18 protein-coding genes and 1 pseudogene are annotated in these 16,338 nt (G+C 69.2%); 11 read left to right on the forward strand and 8 right to left on the reverse strand.

Features of this window, described 5'->3' with window-relative positions:
• Positions 1-128 precede the first annotated feature (128 nt).
• The 3 genes from rplM (at position 129) to glmM (ending at position 2,608) form a co-directional block, all read left to right on the forward strand.
• A complete protein-coding gene (gene rplM / locus FB559_RS18395) occupies positions 129-572 on the forward strand; it encodes a 50S ribosomal protein L13 (RefSeq protein WP_141956765.1) in 444 nt (147 codons plus the stop codon).
• Between the two features lie 34 nt (positions 573-606).
• Positions 607-1,116: a 30S ribosomal protein S9 gene (rpsI, locus tag FB559_RS18400; protein WP_141956766.1), complete on the forward strand. Its 510-nt coding sequence runs from the start codon at positions 607-609 to the stop codon at positions 1,114-1,116.
• Between the two features lie 151 nt (positions 1,117-1,267).
• On the forward strand, positions 1,268-2,608 hold the full coding sequence (gene glmM, locus FB559_RS18405; protein ID WP_141956767.1) for a phosphoglucosamine mutase: 1,341 nt from the start codon (positions 1,268-1,270) through the stop codon (positions 2,606-2,608).
• A 39-nt stretch (positions 2,609-2,647) separates the two neighbouring features.
• Here the strand turns inward: glmM and FB559_RS18410 are convergent, their stop codons facing one another.
• Positions 2,648-3,106: an aldo/keto reductase gene (locus tag FB559_RS18410; protein WP_141956768.1), complete on the reverse strand. Its 459-nt coding sequence runs from the start codon at positions 3,104-3,106 to the stop codon at positions 2,648-2,650.
• A gap of 203 nt (positions 3,107-3,309) precedes the next feature.
• Between FB559_RS18410 and FB559_RS46745 the strand changes: the two are divergent.
• The 3 genes and pseudogenes from FB559_RS46745 to FB559_RS18415 form a co-directional block, all read left to right on the forward strand.
• A pseudogene (locus FB559_RS46745) lies at positions 3,310-3,507 on the forward strand (MmyB family transcriptional regulator); the annotation flags it as partial.
• Positions 3,508-3,526: 19 nt separating this feature from the next.
• Positions 3,527-3,772, forward strand: a complete 246-nt coding sequence (locus FB559_RS46750; RefSeq protein ID WP_425455117.1) for an MmyB family transcriptional regulator — start codon at positions 3,527-3,529, stop codon at positions 3,770-3,772.
• Positions 3,724-4,509, forward strand: a complete 786-nt coding sequence (locus tag FB559_RS18415; RefSeq protein ID WP_185792282.1) for an SAM-dependent methyltransferase — start codon at positions 3,724-3,726, stop codon at positions 4,507-4,509. The genes FB559_RS46750 and FB559_RS18415 overlap by 49 nt, the downstream gene beginning before the upstream one ends.
• Positions 4,510-4,610: 101 nt before the next feature.
• Here the strand turns inward: FB559_RS18415 and FB559_RS18420 are convergent, their stop codons facing one another.
• The gene (locus tag FB559_RS18420; RefSeq protein ID WP_141956770.1) at positions 4,611-5,327 is read right to left on the reverse strand and encodes an ABC transporter permease; all 717 of its coding nucleotides are present in this window, start codon (positions 5,325-5,327) and stop codon (positions 4,611-4,613) included.
• Positions 5,328-5,419: 92 nt separating this feature from the next.
• Here FB559_RS18420 and FB559_RS18425 point away from each other — a divergent pair, with 92 nt between their 5' ends.
• On the forward strand, positions 5,420-6,607 hold the full coding sequence (locus FB559_RS18425) for an RNA-guided endonuclease InsQ/TnpB family protein (RefSeq protein WP_141956771.1): 1,188 nt from the start codon (positions 5,420-5,422) through the stop codon (positions 6,605-6,607).
• A gap of 43 nt (positions 6,608-6,650) precedes the next feature.
• Here the strand turns inward: FB559_RS18425 and FB559_RS18430 are convergent, their stop codons facing one another.
• Genes FB559_RS18430 through FB559_RS18440 form a run of 3 tightly spaced genes read right to left on the reverse strand, consistent with a single transcriptional unit; the run spans position 6,651 to position 9,383 of the window.
• A complete protein-coding gene (locus FB559_RS18430; RefSeq protein ID WP_141956772.1) occupies positions 6,651-7,562 on the reverse strand; it encodes an ABC transporter ATP-binding protein in 912 nt (303 codons plus the stop codon).
• Between the two features lie 31 nt (positions 7,563-7,593).
• Complete coding sequence (locus FB559_RS18435; protein ID WP_141956773.1) at positions 7,594-8,484, reverse strand: ABC transporter permease; 891 nt, start codon at positions 8,482-8,484, stop codon at positions 7,594-7,596.
• Complete coding sequence (locus FB559_RS18440; protein ID WP_141956774.1) at positions 8,481-9,383, reverse strand: ABC transporter ATP-binding protein; 903 nt, start codon at positions 9,381-9,383, stop codon at positions 8,481-8,483. The genes FB559_RS18435 and FB559_RS18440 overlap by 4 nt, the downstream gene beginning before the upstream one ends.
• A gap of 216 nt (positions 9,384-9,599) precedes the next feature.
• Here FB559_RS18440 and FB559_RS18445 point away from each other — a divergent pair, with 216 nt between their 5' ends.
• Positions 9,600-10,289: an HNH endonuclease family protein gene (locus FB559_RS18445; RefSeq protein WP_246121715.1), complete on the forward strand. Its 690-nt coding sequence runs from the start codon at positions 9,600-9,602 to the stop codon at positions 10,287-10,289.
• Positions 10,290-10,351: 62 nt separating this feature from the next.
• On the opposite strand, the gene FB559_RS43960 is transcribed toward FB559_RS18445, so the two are convergent.
• Positions 10,352-10,507, reverse strand: coding sequence for a hypothetical protein (locus FB559_RS43960; protein ID WP_185792283.1), 156 nt, complete (start codon positions 10,505-10,507; stop codon positions 10,352-10,354).
• Between the two features lie 84 nt (positions 10,508-10,591).
• Complete coding sequence (gene glmS / locus FB559_RS18450) at positions 10,592-12,466, reverse strand: glutamine--fructose-6-phosphate transaminase (isomerizing) (protein WP_141956776.1); 1,875 nt, start codon at positions 12,464-12,466, stop codon at positions 10,592-10,594.
• A gap of 176 nt (positions 12,467-12,642) precedes the next feature.
• Between glmS and coaA the strand changes: the two genes are divergently transcribed.
• On the forward strand, positions 12,643-13,581 hold the full coding sequence (coaA, locus tag FB559_RS18455; RefSeq protein ID WP_141956777.1) for a type I pantothenate kinase: 939 nt from the start codon (positions 12,643-12,645) through the stop codon (positions 13,579-13,581).
• Here coaA and FB559_RS18460 read toward each other — a convergent pair.
• Complete coding sequence (locus FB559_RS18460) at positions 13,578-14,963, reverse strand: MFS transporter (RefSeq protein ID WP_141956778.1); 1,386 nt, start codon at positions 14,961-14,963, stop codon at positions 13,578-13,580. The genes coaA and FB559_RS18460 overlap by 4 nt on opposite strands.
• A gap of 107 nt (positions 14,964-15,070) precedes the next feature.
• Between FB559_RS18460 and FB559_RS18465 the strand changes: the two genes are divergently transcribed.
• Both FB559_RS18465 and FB559_RS18470 read left to right on the forward strand, forming a co-directional pair.
• A complete protein-coding gene (locus FB559_RS18465; protein WP_141961767.1) occupies positions 15,071-15,928 on the forward strand; it encodes a helix-turn-helix transcriptional regulator in 858 nt (285 codons plus the stop codon).
• A gap of 43 nt (positions 15,929-15,971) precedes the next feature.
• Positions 15,972-16,328: a holo-ACP synthase gene (locus FB559_RS18470; RefSeq protein ID WP_141956779.1), complete on the forward strand. Its 357-nt coding sequence runs from the start codon at positions 15,972-15,974 to the stop codon at positions 16,326-16,328.
• Positions 16,329-16,338: the final 10 nt, after the last annotated feature.

Consider the following 16,338-nt stretch of genomic DNA (forward strand, 5'->3'; position numbering starts at 1 on the left):
CCTGCCAGTTCGTTGTGTGCGTCAGCGTGCCCGTACTTCGGGTCGCTTGACCATCGGGCCTGCGACGGACGTCGCCCGTCCCGCAATCCTGTCTCTGTTGTCAGACCACGAAACGAAGGCTTACGACCGTGCGCACCTACACCCCTAAGCCCACTGACGTCGAACGTCAGTGGCACGTCATCGACGCGACCGATGTCGTGCTGGGTCGGCTCGCCAGCCAGGTCGCGACGTTGCTTCGGGGTAAGCACAAGCCCATCTATGCGCCACACCTCGACACGGGCGACTTCGTGATCATCGTCAACGCCGGCAAGGTGGCGGTGTCGGGCAAGAAGCTGGAGCAGAAGAAGGCCTACCGCCACTCGGGTTACCCCGGCGGCCTGCGCGCGATCGCCTACTCCGACCTCATGGAGAAGCACCCGGAGCGCGCCGTCGAGAAGGCGATCAAGGGCATGCTCCCCAAAAACACGCTGGGTCGGCAGATGTTCAGCAAGCTGAAGGTCTACGCCGGTCCCGAGCACCCGCACCAGGCCCAGCAGCCGGTGCCCTACGACATCAAGCAGATCGCGCAGTGACGCGCGGCGTCGAGAACAGATCCTGAGGAGTCCTGTGGCTGAGTCCACCGGTGTCGAGACGCCCATCGAGGGCGCCGCCGAGTTCGAAGAGTACGTGGGGGACTACACCTCCGAGTCCGCTGAGGTCGTCGCCGAGGAGACCCCCCAACCGGTGCTGACCGGTCCGGCCGCCGCCACCGGGCGCCGCAAGCAGGCCATCGCGCGCGTCCGCATCGTCCCGGGCACCGGGAAGTGGACGATCAACGGTCGTACTCTCGACGCGTACTTCCCCAACAAGGTCCACCAGCAGGTCGTGAACGAGCCGTTCGTGACGCTGAGCCTCGAGGACCAGTTCGACGTGATCGCGCTGGTCCACGGCGGTGGCGTCACCGGCCAGGCCGGCGCGCTGCGCCTGGGCATCGCCCGTTCGCTGCAGCTCGTCGACGCCGACAACCGCCCGCCGCTCAAGAAGGCCGGCTTCCTCACCCGTGACCCGCGGGCGAAGGAGCGCAAGAAGTACGGCCTGAAGAAGGCACGTAAGGCTCCGCAGTACAGCAAGCGTTGATCGGCCCTGTGCGGCGATCCACCGGTCCGGCTCTGCCGGGCGGAATCGCCGCACAGGACTTCGGCGGTTCCGTAAATCCACGGGACCGCCGATCGCTTTGTTCTAGGGCCGGCGGGCCGGCCGTTCCATGCGCGACCGTGGGGTGTTAACAGTGTCACGTCTGTTCGGAACCGACGGTATTCGTGGGGTCGCCAACCGTGACCTGACGGCCCGGCTCGCCCTCGACCTGTCGGTCGCGGCCGCACGCGTGCTCGGCGAGGTGGGCGCCTTCGAAGGACACCGCCCGGTCGCCGTCGTGGGCCGGGATCCGCGCGCCTCCGGTGAGTTCCTCGAGGCCGCCGTCGTGGCCGGGCTGGCCTCGGCCGGCGTCGACGTGCTCCGCCTCGGCGTACTCCCGACGCCCGCCGTCGCCTACCTCACGCAGTCACTCGGCGCCGACCTCGGCGTCATGCTGTCGGCCTCGCACAACCCCGCGCCCGACAACGGCATCAAGTTCTTCGGGCGCGGTGGGCACAAGCTCGCCGACCAGATCGAGGACCAGATCGAGGCCCATCTCGGTGAGGACTGGGCCGGCCCGACCGGCTCCCGAGTCGGCCGCGTACGCGAGGCCCAGGGCGAGGTCGAGAGCTACATCGCGCATCTGCTGTCCACGCTGCCGGGCTCGCTCGACGGCGTACGGGTCGTGGTGGACTGCGCGCACGGCGCCGCGTCCGGCGTCTCGCCCGAGGCGATGCGCCGCGCCGGTGCCAGCGTCGTCGCCATCGGCGCCTCCCCGGACGGCCTGAACATCAACGACGGCTGCGGCTCCACCCACCTGGAGTCCCTGCAGCGTGCCGTGATCGAGCACGGTGCCGACGTCGGCATCGCCCACGACGGCGACGCCGACCGCTGCCTGGCCGTCACCGCCTCGGGCGAGGCGATCGACGGTGACCAGATCATGGCGATCCTGGCGGTCGAGCTCCGCGAGTCCGGCCGCCTTCCCCACGACACGGTCGTGGCGACGGTCATGTCCAACCTGGGTTTCAAGCTCGCCATGCGCGAGGAGGGCCTCAACGTCGTCGAGACGACCGTCGGCGACCGGTACGTCCTGGAGGCCATGAAAGCGGGCGGCTACTCCTTCGGCGGTGAGCAGTCCGGCCACGTGATCATGCTCGACCACGCCACCACCGGGGACGGCGTCCTGACCGGCCTGCACCTGCTGGCCACGGTCGCCGGCCGCGGCCGGCCGCTGGACGAGCTGGCGAAGGTGATGACCCGCCTGCCGCAGGTCCTCATCAACGTCAAGAACGTCGACAAGTCCCGCGCGAAGACCTCACCGGAGCTCTCCGCGGCCGTCGAGGCCGTCGAGGCCGAGCTCGGCGAGTCCGGGCGGGTCCTGATCCGCCCCAGCGGCACCGAGCCGATGGTCCGCGTCATGGTCGAGGCCACCCACGAGGAGCAGGCCCGAGCCCTGGCCGAGCGCCTCGCCGAGGTCGTCCGCACCGCCCTGTGAGACCCGGGTACGGACCGGGCGGTCCGTACCCGATCCACCTCAGTAACGAGCGTCGACGACCTGGCCGGCCAGCGCGTCGAGTGTGGTGAGGTCCTCGGCCGACAGACCGGCGTCGAGCGCGGCGGCGTTCTGCTCCAGCCGGTGTGCGTTCTTGGTGCCCGGGATCGGCACGACCGGCACCCCGAGCCTCGGCGCCTGCGCGCTCACCCAGGCCAGCGCGACCTGCGCCGCCGTGACCTGCCTGGCCTCGGCGATGCTCGTGTTCGCCCGTGCCGCCTCGGCGGCGAAGCGAGGGAGACGGCGCCGGGCGTTCTCGGCGCCCAGAGAGTCCACATCGACGGTCCCGGCGAGGAAGCCTCGCCCGAGCGGCGAGTAGGCCACCAGGCCGACGCCCAGCTCGCGCAGCGCGCCGAGCACCGTGGTCTCGGGGTCGCGCGTCCACACCGAGTACTCCGACTGTACGGCCGCGATCGGGTGGATCGCGTGGGCGCGGCGCAGCTCGCGATGCTCGGGGCATCAGCACCGAGTACTACACGCGGCTGGAGCAGGGCCGTGACCATCACCCGTCCGCACAGGTGCTGGACGCGGTCGCCGGCGCCCTGTGGCTGGACCACGACGCGACCGCCCACCTGCACGACCTCGCCAGGCCCGCGCCGAGGCGGCGACGGTGACAACGCCGCTCCGAGCACCTACGGCCCGGCATCGAGCGGCTGCTCGACTCCTGGCAGCGGACGCCCGCCTACGTCCAGGGCCGCTACATGGACATCCTCGCCGCGAACCCACCGGCGATGACGCTGTCGCCGATGTTCTGCCCGGAGGCCGACATCGTGCGCACGGCCTTCCTCGACCCGACCGTGCGAGATCTCTTCCCGGAATGGGAGACGAGAGCGGGGGACGCCGTGTCGGCCCTGCCGGCGCCTGGTCGGCCCGGACGTCGACGATCCCCGGCTGACGGAGCTCGTGGGAGAGCTTTCGGCCCGGAGCGAGGACTTCCGCCGTCTGTGGTCCCGTCACGACGTACGTCCCCAGATCGGCGGCGGCGTCCACAAGATGCGCCACCCCCAAGTGGGAGAGCATTCATGGAGCAGCCCCGAACTCCAAAGGAGATCGACGCGATGTCGGAAGTCACCGCTCGGCAGGTCGGCCGGTTCTACGACGAGGTAGCCGACACGACGGCGTTACTCCTGGGAGACGCCATCCACCTTGGCTACTGGCCGGACGGCGCCGAGCACCTCACCTTCGAGCAGGCCCAAGACGGACTCACCCGCCTCATCGGCGCCGGACTGGACCTCGGCCCCGGCGACCGGCTCCTCGACGTCGGTTGCGGCACCGGCCAGCCTGCCGCGCTGCTGGCTCGCGAGAACGGTTGCGGCGTCGTCGGGATCACTCTCAGCGAGAGGCAACGCGCGACCGCCTCCGCCAGGGCGGAACCCGGCCAGGAGTATCTTCTGGCCGACCTCATGGAGATGTCGTTTCCCGAGAGCTCCTTCGATGCCGCCTGCATGATCGAATCGCTGCTGCACATGCCGGACAAACTCGGGGCGCTGCGCGAGGTGGCGCGCCTGCTCCGGCCCGGTGGCCGGCTCGCCATCGCGGACCTGTTCGAGTACGAGGCAGGCTCGCGATCGCCCTTCGCCATGCTCCCCCCTGACGTCGGCGAGCTGGTCCGGCAGGCCGGGTTCGAGGGCGTGGAGGTCACCGACGTCACGGCGCGGACGGCACGATCCACGGAGATGTTCTTGCACAGACTGACGGAGCGGAGGTCGTCCGTCGCCGAGGTCTGCCCGCCCGGCCTCCTCGAAATGATCGAACTGGCCGCACGATGGCTGGCCGACGCCATGGGGACCCAGATCGGCTATCTCGTGCTCACCGCTCGCAGAGGCGACCCGTCGCTGGGGTGAGAGTACGAGGTCTCCGGTGTTCGGATTCGTCTGGTCGATGAACCCTGAACACCGGAGACCTCACCACGTACGGACCGCCGCACAGCGGACTTCGAGAGGCCCTAGTCGGTGCCGGTGATGGCCAGGGTGCGCAGTTTCCAGCCGGCGAACACGACGCCGAGGATGGTCAGGACGATCAGCAGCGGGACCGCGGTGGAGCCGTGGATCTCGGAGGTGACCGCGGTCGCGTTGGTGCCCAGGTCGGTGACCGAGATGGCCCACTGCCGGATCGACAGCGTCCTGGCGCCCGGGGCGTACCTGGCGAGGAGGTTCTCCCACACCAGGATGTAGATCAGCCCGATCGTCACGGCGAACCGGCTGAGCACCGCGATGGCGATGAACAGCGCGCAGTACGCGATGCCGCCCACGAGGGCACCGAGGGCGAAGCCCGTCGCCAGGCCCGCCGTCAGGCCGTTCAGGATCACGGCGGAGATGAAGATCGGCACCACACCGAAGCCGATCACCAGGGCGACCGCGACCAGGTACTTGGTGGTCGAGATGATCGGGCGCGCGATCGGCTTGGTCATGAGGTACATGATCTGGCCGTCGTCGATCTCCGGGGCGATCACTCCGGTGCCGGCGAGCAGGGCCAGCAGCGGCAGCAGCGCGTCCAGGCCGAACTTTGTCAGCAGCCCCGTCGCGGTGTCCAGGTCGTTGTAGCCGGTGAGCCGGATGATGATGCTGAGCAGCAGCAGGACGGCCGGCAGGAGGAAGAGCAGCAACGCCCGCCGCCGTCCGAGCATGCCGCGGAACGTGATGTACGCGATGGTGGGGTTCATCGGCTGGGCGGCGTGAGGACTCCGGCCGTCAGATCGGGGAGGAAACGCCGCTCCCTCCTCTTAATGTCGGTGGTGGTCAATAGCGTGTTCGCATGCGGTTCCGGCTCCAGCCCACGCACACCCAAGAGCAGGTGTTGCTGGAGCATTGCGCACAGGCCCGTTTCATGTGGAATCTTGCGGTGGAACAGCATGCGTCCTGGCGTCCGGGACGGGCGGGTGCACCGGGCTATGGGGAGCATTCTCGCCAGCTGACCGAAGCCAGGAAGGCATTCGGGTGGCTGGCCGCGGGATCGCAGACGGTGCAACAGCAGGCGCTGCGGGACTTCGCCCAGGCCATGTTCCATTTCTTCGCCGGGACGCACCGGCGGCCGACGTGGCGTAAGGCGGATCGGCATGAAGGGTTCCGCATCGTCGGGCGGCGTGGCCGCCATTGGGATGTGCGTCGTCTGTCGCGAAAGATGGGCGAGGTGCGGGTTCCCAAGGTGGGCTGGGTGCGGTTCCGCTGGTCCCGCATGGTTCCCGATGAGGTCAAGTCGCTCCGGGTGACCAGGGACCGGGCGGGGCGCCGGCATATCGCGTTCGCATTGATCCCACCATCGATGACCGGACCGGGCACCGGTGAGGTTGTGGGAGTGGACCGTGGTGTGACCGTTTCGGCTGCGCTGTCGACCGGCGAGCTGTTGTCGGTACCCGGTCTGCGCGACGGTGAGGCGAAGCGTCTGCTGCGGCTCCAGCGGAGGCTGGCTCGTGCGAAGCCGGGATCGAACCGCCGAGAGCGTGTCAAGACCGCGATCGGCCGGTTGAAGAGCCGTGAGACCGATCGGCGTACGGACTGGGCGGAGAAGACCTCCACTGATCTGGCCCGCCGCTTCGACACAGTCCGCGTCGAAGATCTGAAGATCAAGACCATGGTGCGTTCGGCCCGTGGCACCGTTGAGGTGCCGGGGAGGAACGTGCGGGCCAAGGCGGGACCGAACCGGTCCATCCACGCAGCCGGGTGGGGGCGGCTGGTGATGCGGCTGGAGGACAAGGCCCCGGGCCGGGCGGAGAGGATCGATCCCGCATACACGTCCCAGATCTGCAACGCCTGCGGGCACTGCGCAGCGGAAAGCCGTGAGAGCCAAGCGGTCTTTCGCTGTCGCGCCTGCGGGCATGCCGATCACGCGGATGTGAACGCGGCCAAGAACATCGCCGTCGGGCGGACGGTGACCGCGCGGGGAGGCCGGCCGTTGGGCGGGCCCGTGAACCGCGAACCTCAACTCGTTCCCTCCTCGGCGTAGGACATCGGGTTGGAATCCCCCGCTTTCAGGCGGTGGGAGGACGTCAAGAGGCCACCAAGTAGGAGAAGACGCTTTCGAGGGATTCGTCGGCCGGGGAGACCTCGAGCAGCCGGATGTCGGCCGTGCGGGCCGCCTGGGGGAGGAGCGAGGTGAAACGCAGGAAGTCGACCGCCTCGACCTGCAGACCGGTCGAGGTCAGCTCGACGCCTCGTGTCGAGTCGTCGGCGATCAGCACGGCCGCCAGGCGGCGGTCGTCGCTAGAGCGGATGGCGAACATGTGCGGCCGGTCGGTCATCAGCCGCCGGATGGCGCGGAAGTCGCCGGACGCGGCGTGGCGGCCGGCGATGATGACCTCGATGTGGTGCGCGAGCCGCTCGACCTCTTCGAGGATGTGCGAGCTGAACAGCACCGTACGGCCCTCGGCGGCCATCTTGCGGATCAGGTCCATCAGCTGGAGTCGCTGACGGGGGTCCATTCCGTTGAACGGCTCGTCGAGCAGCAGCACCGGTGGATCGTGCACGAGTGCCGAGGCCATCTTGATGCGCTGCTTCATCCCCTTGGAGTACGTGCCGATGGCGCGGTCCGCCGCGGCGGCCATCTCGACCATGCCGAGGGCGCGTTCGGCCGCCGCGTCGGGGTCGGACAGCTTGTGCAGTTTGGCCATCGAGCGGACGAACTGCCGTCCGCTGAGGAAGTCGTACGCCGCCTCCCGCTCGGGCACCAGGCCGATGTGCCGGTACACCGAGGGGTTCTTCCAGATCCGCTGTCCGTCGATGCCGACCTGACCGTTGGAGGGGGCGAGGAAGCCGCCCATCATGTGGATGAGCGTGGACTTGCCGGCGCCGTTGGGGCCGAGCAGGCCGGTGACGCCCGGCCCGACGGTCATCGTCACGCCGTTGACGGCGACCACGTTGCCGTACCACCGGGAGACATCCCGGAGTTCGAGGACACTCACGGTGACTCCAGATCGTCCGCGCGCTGACAGGTCATTTGGAGCCCGCCTTCCGGAACCGCAGGTAGAGGAGGGCCAGCGAGCCGGCCACGATGGCCACGCACGTGAGCGCGAACACCGCTCCGCCGAGACCGGCGGGCGGGGGCTCCGCGGAGGAGTGCTTGACGCGCAGCGCCCACACCTGCACCCCGTCCACCAGGTCGAAGGGGGTGAAGATGCCGGCCCACCGGGCGAGGGTGAACTTGGTCTGGTCCTCGGCGATGCCCTGCATGGCCCCCACCGCGGCGGTGCTGACCAGGTAGACCGCCATCACGGCGGTCACGCCCAGGCCGCGGCGCGGGGTGAAGGCCGCCACGAGCAGGCCGATCGCGGCCAGCACCATCGCCAGGATCAGGCAGCCGCCGAGGGCGGCCGCGTAATGCAGCGCGTGGGTGCCCAGATGCTTCTGCTGGGTGGCGAGCGCGCCGATGAACAGGATCGTGACCGGGGCGGCCAGGAGGATCATCAGCGCCGTGGCGAGCGCGGCGAACTTGGCCAGCACGTAGTCCAGGCGGGACAGCTGGCGTGAGAAGTACAGCGGCAGGACGTGGAAGCGCAGGTCACGCGAGGCCACCACGGGCGACTGCGAGGCCAGGAAGATCGCGATCAGCGGCTGGAGATAGATCGCGTACGACTCGTAGCGGATCAGGTTGATCGCCTGGCCGGCCCCGATCGAGGAGGCCAGTGCCGTGACCGCGACGCTGATCGCCGCGGGGAGCAGCATAATCGCGAAGAGCAGGAACGGCATGATCTTGGATTTGAGGGGCCGTCCGAGCCCGTACACGGCACGCAGATTGTGCAGGTACAGGGAGCGGATGGCGTACGGGCGGCCGAGACGCGGGCCGTCGTAGTGCCGGTAGCCGATGTCGTGGATGACGCTCGTCATGAGGAGAAGACCTCTTCGATCCGGTGGCGGCGGTTCTCCATGCGGACCAGCGCCAGGCCGAGGTCGGCGACGCTGTCACGCACGACGTCGTACGTGGTCTCGCCGGCGATGTCGATGAGCAGTAGCCGCCCGTCGGGCTGGACGCGCAGCCCGGCCTGGGTGAGCCGTTCGCCGAGTGCGTCGCGGTTGGCCGGGTCGTCCTCGATCTCGACCGCGAGCACCCCGCTGGCCTGGGTGAAGTCGGTGACCGCCTGGGACCGCAGCAGCCGCCCCCCGTCGATGATCACCAGGTGGTCCGCGACGCGTTCGAGCTCGCCGAGCAGGTGGGAGGTGACCAGCACACTGATGCCGAACTGGCCGCCGATGCGCTGGATGAGGGCGAGCATCTCGTCGCGGCCCGCGGGATCCAGGCCGTTGGTGGGTTCGTCGAGGAAGATGAGCTGGGGATCGTGGACGAGAGCCTGGGCGAGCTTGACCCGCTGGCGCATGCCGGTGGAGTAGCCACCGATCGGCCGGTACCGCTCCTCGTACAGCCCGACGTGGCGCAGGGTGTCGGCGGCGCGCTCGCGCGCGGCGCTGGCCGGCAGGCCGGACACGCGCGCCACGTGCACGATGAACTCGGTGGCGGAGACGTCGGGGGGCAGGCAGTCGTTCTCGGGCATGTAGCCGACCCGCTCGCGGATCTTCATCGAGTCACGGACCGCGTCCAGGCCGAGGACGCTGGCCTGTCCGCTCGTCGGTGCGAGGAGACCGAGCAGGATCTTGATGAGGGTCGACTTGCCCGCGCCGTTGGCCCCGACCAGCCCGATGACGCCGGGCTCGACGTCGATGGTCAGCTGGTCCAGCGCGAGCACGCCGGGGAACCGCATACCCAGCTCCCGCGTGGCGATGATGGACATGCGCCGAACCTAGTGCACCGCTATCGGCCCGTCGTCACCCTTGGGCATTAGTGGCACCCCCCTCAGGGATGAGAACGGTATCGCCGCCGCTAGAACTTTCGACCAATCCGTACCCCTCACCCATCGGCGATGCTCGATTCACCGCGATATACGCATAGATCCGTATATAGAGGGCATACCACCGCCAAAAAGATCTTGGACGGTGGAGATATGCCAGTGCCGCGGCGAGTTGGAGTCAAGGTCACCTCGGTGGTCGTCTCGGTCTTCGTGGCCGCCGGATGCGCCGGGAACGTGTCCCTGTCAGGTGATGGCCCCTCGGGCTCCCACTCGGGTAAGTCCTCGAGCAAGGACAAGGGCGGCAAGGGCAAGGAGGGCACCGCACGCAAAGAGCTGGCGAAACTCAAGGACGCCAAGCCGGACTCGATGAACGGTTACAGCAGGGATGAGTTCGGGCCGGCCTGGAAGGACGTCGACCACAATGGCTGCGACACTCGCAACGACATCCTCTCCCGCGATCTGACCAAGGTGAAGAAACGCAACAAGTGCGTCGTGATCTCCGGCGACCTGGATGACCCGTACACCGGAAAAGACATCGTGTTCGCCAAGGCCCGTGCCACCGAGGTACAGATCGACCACGTCTTCCCGCTCGGCCTCGCCTGGCAGATGGGCGCCGACCACTGGACCGAGCTCAAGCGCACCGATCTGGCCAACGACCGCGACAACCTGCTCGCCGTCTCAGGCCGGCCGAACGAGCAGAAGAGCGACAAGGGCCCGTCGGAGTGGCAGCCGCCCAAGGCCTTCCAGTGCACGTACGCGGAGAAGTTCATCGCGGTGGCCGATGAGTACCACCTGTCCGTGACCCACGCGGACCACACCGAGCTCGGCGACATGCTGGACACCTGCTGAACCCTGAAAAGACGAAGCGCCCGGCCGAACCGGCCGGGCGCTTCGCTGTCACCACTTCGTTCCTACGAGACCTGCTTGTGGTTGGACCTGCGCGTCACCTTCGGCTGTCCTTTGTGAGAAAGGCCCAGCAGACGGGCGAAGACCCGGAACGGCAGGACGAGGACGTTCACCGTCGTCGCGACAATGGCCCGCAGTGCTGCGATGATGCGGCCTGCCATCAGAGACTCCCTTCACTGTCCGTGGCACTCTCTATACCCGGTCACCGAGATCTACACGGGGCGCGAAATCGGGTTCGCGGCTTTCTACTCCACCGTGACGGATTTCGCGAGGTTCCGGGGCTGGTCGACGTCGTGGCCCTTGGCCGTGGCCAGCTCGCAGGCGAATACCTGAAGCGGAACGGTCGCCACCAGCGGCTGCAGCAGCGTCGGCACGGCGGGGACGCGGATGAGCGTGTCGGCGTACGGCGCGACGGCCTCGTCTCCGTCCTCGGCGATCACGATCGTGCGGGCGCCACGTGCCCGGATCTCCTGGATGTTGGAAACGATCTTGTCGTGGAGGATCGGCCGGGCACGTGACGGCACGATCACGACGACCGGCAGTCCCTGCTCGATCAGGGCGATCGGGCCGTGCTTGAGCTCACCGGCGGCGAACCCCTCCGCGTGCATGTAGGCGAGCTCCTTGAGCTTCAGCGCGCCTTCCAGCGCCACCGGGAAGCCCACGTGCCGGCCCAGGAACAGCACGCAGCGCTCGCCGGCCAGCGACCGGGCCAGCTCGCGCACCGGCTCGACGGTCTCCAGTACCTGCGCCACCTTCTGCGGCATCGTGCCCAGGAGCTGGATCATGGCGAACACCTCGTCGCCCCACTTGGTCCCGCGCACCTGCGCCAGGTAGAGCGCGATCAGGTAGACCGCGATCAGCTGGGTGAGGAACGCCTTGGTCGAGGCGACCGCGATCTCAGGCCCGGCGTGGGTGTACAGCACGCCGTCGCACTCACGCGGGATGGTCGAGCCGTTGACGTTGCAGATGCCGAGCACGCTGGCGCGCTGTTCGCGAGCGTGGCGTACGGCCATCAGGGTGTCCATCGTCTCGCCGGACTGCGAGATCGCGATCACCAGCGTCGACCGGGTGAGGATCGGGTCGCGATAGCGGAACTCACTGGCCAGCTCGATCTCGCAGGGGAGCTGCGTCCAGTGCTCGATGGCGTACTTGGCGATCATCCCCGCGTGGTACGCCGTGCCGCACGCCACGATGATGATCTTGTCGATGTCGCGCAGCTCGTCGTCGGTGAGCCGCATCTCGTCCAGGCTGAGCCGGCCGTCGGCGCCGATCCGGCCGAGCAGCGTGTCGGCGACCGCGGTGGGCTGCTCGGCGATCTCCTTGAGCATGAAGTAGTCGTGGCCGCCCTTCTCCGCGGCGGAGACGTCCCAGTCGACGTGGTAGTGCTTGACCTCGGCCGGCGTGCCGTCGAACCCGGTCACGCTCACGCCCGCCGGGCGCAGCTCCACGATCTGGTCCTGGCCCAGCTCGATCGCGTCGCGAGTGTGGGCGATGAAGGCCGCCACGTCGCTGGCCAGGAAGTTCTCGCCGTCGCCGACACCGACGACCAGGGGTGAGTTGCGGCGTGCCCCGACCACGAGGTCGGGCTCGCCGGAGTAGACCGCGACCAGGGTGAACGCGCCCTCCAGCCGTACGCAGACCCGCCGCATCGCCTCGGCCAGGCCGGCGCCCTTGGCCACCTCCTCCTCCAGGAGGTGGGCGACGGCCTCGGTGTCGGTGTCGGAGGACATCTCGTGGCCGCGGCGTTCGAGCTCACCCCGGAGCGCGGCGAAGTTCTCGATGATCCCGTTGTGCACGACGGCGACGGCGCCGGTGCAGTCGGTGTGGGGGTGGGCGTTGCGGTCGTTCGGCGGTCCGTGGGTGGCCCAGCGGGTGTGGCCGATGCCCGAGTGGCTCGGCGCGCCGCCTCCGTACCCGGAGTCGCCCCCGGGCGGAACGGTGCCCGCGAGTGCGTCCCGCAGGTTGACGAGCTTTCCGGCGCGCTTGGTCACCGACAGCTTGCCGTCGGAGGAGACGGCCGTGCCGGCCGAGTCATAGCCCCGGTACTCGAGCCTGGCGAGACCCTCGACCACGACGTCGAGGGCCGACTGCGAGCCGACGTACCCTACGATTCCGCACATGCGGGCCACATTAATGGCTCCAGGTGAACGGGTAGACCACCGCCGCGCCAACTCCTCGGCTACCCCGTCCCATGGCTTGCGCGCCGCGGCGGCCGACCTCCGGCCACTTCGCCGTCGGTGATCGACCATTGACACGATCCGCCGCGACACGACCCGTCCTATTAGGGTCACTGATCATGACGAGCATCGGGGGCGGCGTCCCCAGCCCGTACGTCGAGTTCGACCGAGAGTCCTGGCGTGCGCTCCGAGCCGGTACGCCGCTCTCGCTCTCGCCCGGCGAACTGGAAGAGATACGCGGGCTGGCCGACCCCTTCGACATCGACGAGGTCGAGGACGTCCATCTGTCGCTGGCACGGCTGCTGCGGCTGTTCGTCGCGGGTGACGGACGGCTGCGCGACACGGTCAGCGCCTTTCTCGGCGAGGCGGTGGCGCCGACGCCGTTCATCATCGGGGTCGCGGGCAGCGTGGCCGTGGGCAAGTCCACGATCTCCCGGCTCCTGCGCCTCCTGCTCGCACGCGGAGAGGGCGAACCGGTGGTCGAGCTGGTCAGCACGGACGGCTTCCTTCATCCGAACGCGGTCCTCGCCGAACGTGGCCTGATGCAGCGCAAGGGCTTCCCGGAGTCCTACGACCGGCGGGCGCTGCTGAAGTTCGTCTCGGAGATCAAGGCGGGTGTGCCCGAGACGTCGGTACCCATGTACGAGCCGCTGCGGTACGACATCGTGTCGGGAGCCCGTCAGGTGATCCGGCGGCCCGACATCCTCATCGTCGAGGGGCTCAACGTCCTGCAGAGTGCCAAGCCCGGTGGCCTGGCGCTGTCGGACCTGTTCGACTTCTCGATCTACGTCGACGCGCGGGTGGACGACATCCGCCAGTGGTACATCGACCGCTTCTTCGCCCTGCGCCGCACGATCTTCACCGACGAGCGCTCCTACTTTCACCCGTACGCGCAGGTGGACGACGACGAGGCGGCGGCGCAGGCGGAGAGGTTCTGGCGTGACATCAACGAGGTCAACCTCGTGGCCAACATCCTGCCCACCCGCGCCCGCGCCACTCTCGTACTGAAGAAGGACCGCGACCACCGCGTGCAGCGCGTACGGCTCCGGCGGATCTAGATCCTCTGGGGCCGGAGCAGCGGCACCGCGCAGCACGCGGCGAGTGCCGCCGCGCCGGCCAGCGCCATGGTCGTGACGGTCAGGGCGTGTCCCGTGGGCGGCGCCAGGCTGAGGAACAGCGTCCCGAACGTCGCGATCCCCACGACCTGGCCGAGCTGGTTCGTCATCACCAGCAGGCCGCTGGCGTCCGCGGCGTCCCGCACGGCCACGTGGCTGAGCGTGATCGCCAGCAGCGGGCTGAACGCCGCGCCGAGACCGAGGCCGGCCACGCCCATCGCGACCTCGAGCCCCACGCCTCCCGACTCGAAGACCGCCAGCCCCAGGTAGCCGAGCCCGGCCGCCAGCAGGGCAACGGGGATCATCGGGCGGTGCCACGCTGCCGGCACACGCCGCCAGTAGAGACTGGACAGCGCGAACCCGGCCGCCCCCGGGATGAAGAACAGACCGGCGCGCAGCGGGCTGTAGCCGAGGGCGCCCTGCAGGTGGAGGGCCAGGCTGAACAGGAACCCCCCGAAGGTGCACATGGTCAGGAAGATCGTCACGATCCCCGCGCGTACGCCGGGCGCGCCGGCCACCCGGCCGGGGATCAGCGGCGAGGCCGCGCGACGCTGCAGGAACACGAAGATCCCGAAGACGACGACGCTCCCCCCGAGCATCAGCCATCCCCAGAGCGGCCAGCTCTCCTCGTGCCCGAGCACGAGCGGCACGACGAACAGCAGCACCGCCGCGGAAAGGCTCACCAGGCCCGGCAGGTCCAGCCCGCTGCGACGCTCGCCGCGGTCGCCGGGCAGCGAGCGGGCGCCCGCGACCAGCAGCACCAGCCCGATCGGCACGTTCACCAGGAACACCGGCCGCCATCCGGTCCCGAAGAGATCGGCGCTGACCAGGGTTCCCCCGACGACCTGGCCGACGACCGCGCCGCCGGCCAGCACCGCGCCGTAGACGCTCAGCGCGCGCGCCCGTGCCGCACCGGCGAAGTTGCGCTGGATGAGGCTCATGACCTGCGGCACCATCAGTGCCGCGCCCACGCCCTGTACCAGCCTGAAGCCGATCAGCAGGCCGGTCGAGCCGGCCAGGCCGCACGCCAGCGAGGCCGCGGTGAACACCGTCAGGCCCGTCTGGAACATGGCCCGGTGTCCGAGCAGGTCACCGAGGCGCGCCCCGGTGATGAGCAGCATCGCGTAGGCGATGGTGTAGCCGGCGATGACGAGCTGCAGGCCGGCGCCTGACGCGTGCAGGTCGGTACGGATGGTCGGGGCGGCGACGTTGACGACGGACACGTCGAGAACCGCCATGAACTGTCCGAGCATGATGATCGTCAGAAGCCGGCCGAGCCGGACCGGCGCGCGTGCGACTGGTGCTTCGATGGTGATCTGGGCCATGACCCGAGCCTGTGGCCGCGCGGGTACGAGTGGTGAGAGCCCGTTGATACTGGTGTTGACAGCACCTGGCAAGCCCGCGCCGTTGCGGCGACCATGGACGGGTGACCATGACCGCCGAGCACCGGCGCCCCGAGCTGGCCGCCTTCCTGCGCAGCCGCCGCGAGCGCATCACGCCCGCCGACGTCGGCATGCCCGGCGGGTTCCGGCGGCGTACGCCGGGGCTGCGCCGCGAGGAGGTCGCCCAGCTCGCCGGGGTCGGGATCACCTGGTACACCTGGCTCGAACAGGGCCGCCCCATCAACGTGAGCGTCCAGGTGCTCGACGCGATCGCGCGTACCCTCCGCCTCGACCAGGCCGAGTGCGAGCACCTCTTCCGGCTGGCGGGCGTTCCCTCCATCGCCGTGCCGGCCACCCACGACCGGCTCGAACCCCAGGTCCAGTCCGTTCTCGACAGCATGGCCGATCTGCCCGCCGCGGTGCTCAACAGCCGATACGACGTCCTCGCGTGGAACGCCGCGTACGCCGCGATGTGGCCGCGGATCAACCAGGACGGCCGCAACCTGTTGTGGGCCGCGTTCATCGTTCCGGACTGCTGCAGCACCTTCGTGAACCGCGACCGGGAGCTTCCGCAGATGGTCGCGATGTTCCGCGCGGCGTTCGGCCGTCACCTGGGCGAACCCGCCTGGACGGACCTCATCCAGCGCCTGTCCGCCGGCAGTGAGGAGTTCCGTGAGATGTGGGCCGCGCAAGACGTCGCGGTCCCGACGACACGGGTGAAGGTCTTCCGGCACGCCGCCGTCGGCGAGGTGCGGCTGTCGGTGGTCAGCTTCGCGGTCGTCGCCACGCCGGAGACGCGAATGGCCGTCTACACGACGGTGGACCAGGAGAGCCGCGAGCGCTTGGACTGGCTGATCGAACACCCGGAGGCGCCCGCCGTCGACCCGGCCCACCACCACACTCACTGACGGTCGCCCACTCCCCACAGGTCACGGACGTTAACCTGATCTCGTGATCGTCGGAGTGGGGATCGACGTCGTGGACCTCGAACGGTTCGCCCGGTCCCTCGAACGTACGCCCGCACTGGCCGTCCGGCTCTTCACCGAGGACGAACGCCGGCTCCCTCAGCGTTCCCTCGCCGCCCGGTTCGCGGCCAAGGAGGCGCTCGCCAAGGCGCTGGGCGCACCACGCGGGCTGAAGTGGACCGACGCCGAGGTGCGCAGGGCCCCCGACGGGCGGCCGGACCTGCACGTCGAGGGGACCGTGGCGGCGGCGGCGACGCGTCTCGGCGTCACCTCCTGGCACATCTCGCTCAGCCACGACGGTGGTGTCGCCGTCGCCGTGGTGATCGCCGAGAACACCGACTGACGAGGGGATC

Source organism: Actinoallomurus bryophytorum (assembly GCF_006716425.1).
Taxonomy (GTDB): Bacteria; Actinomycetota; Actinomycetes; order Streptosporangiales; family Streptosporangiaceae; genus Actinoallomurus; species Actinoallomurus bryophytorum.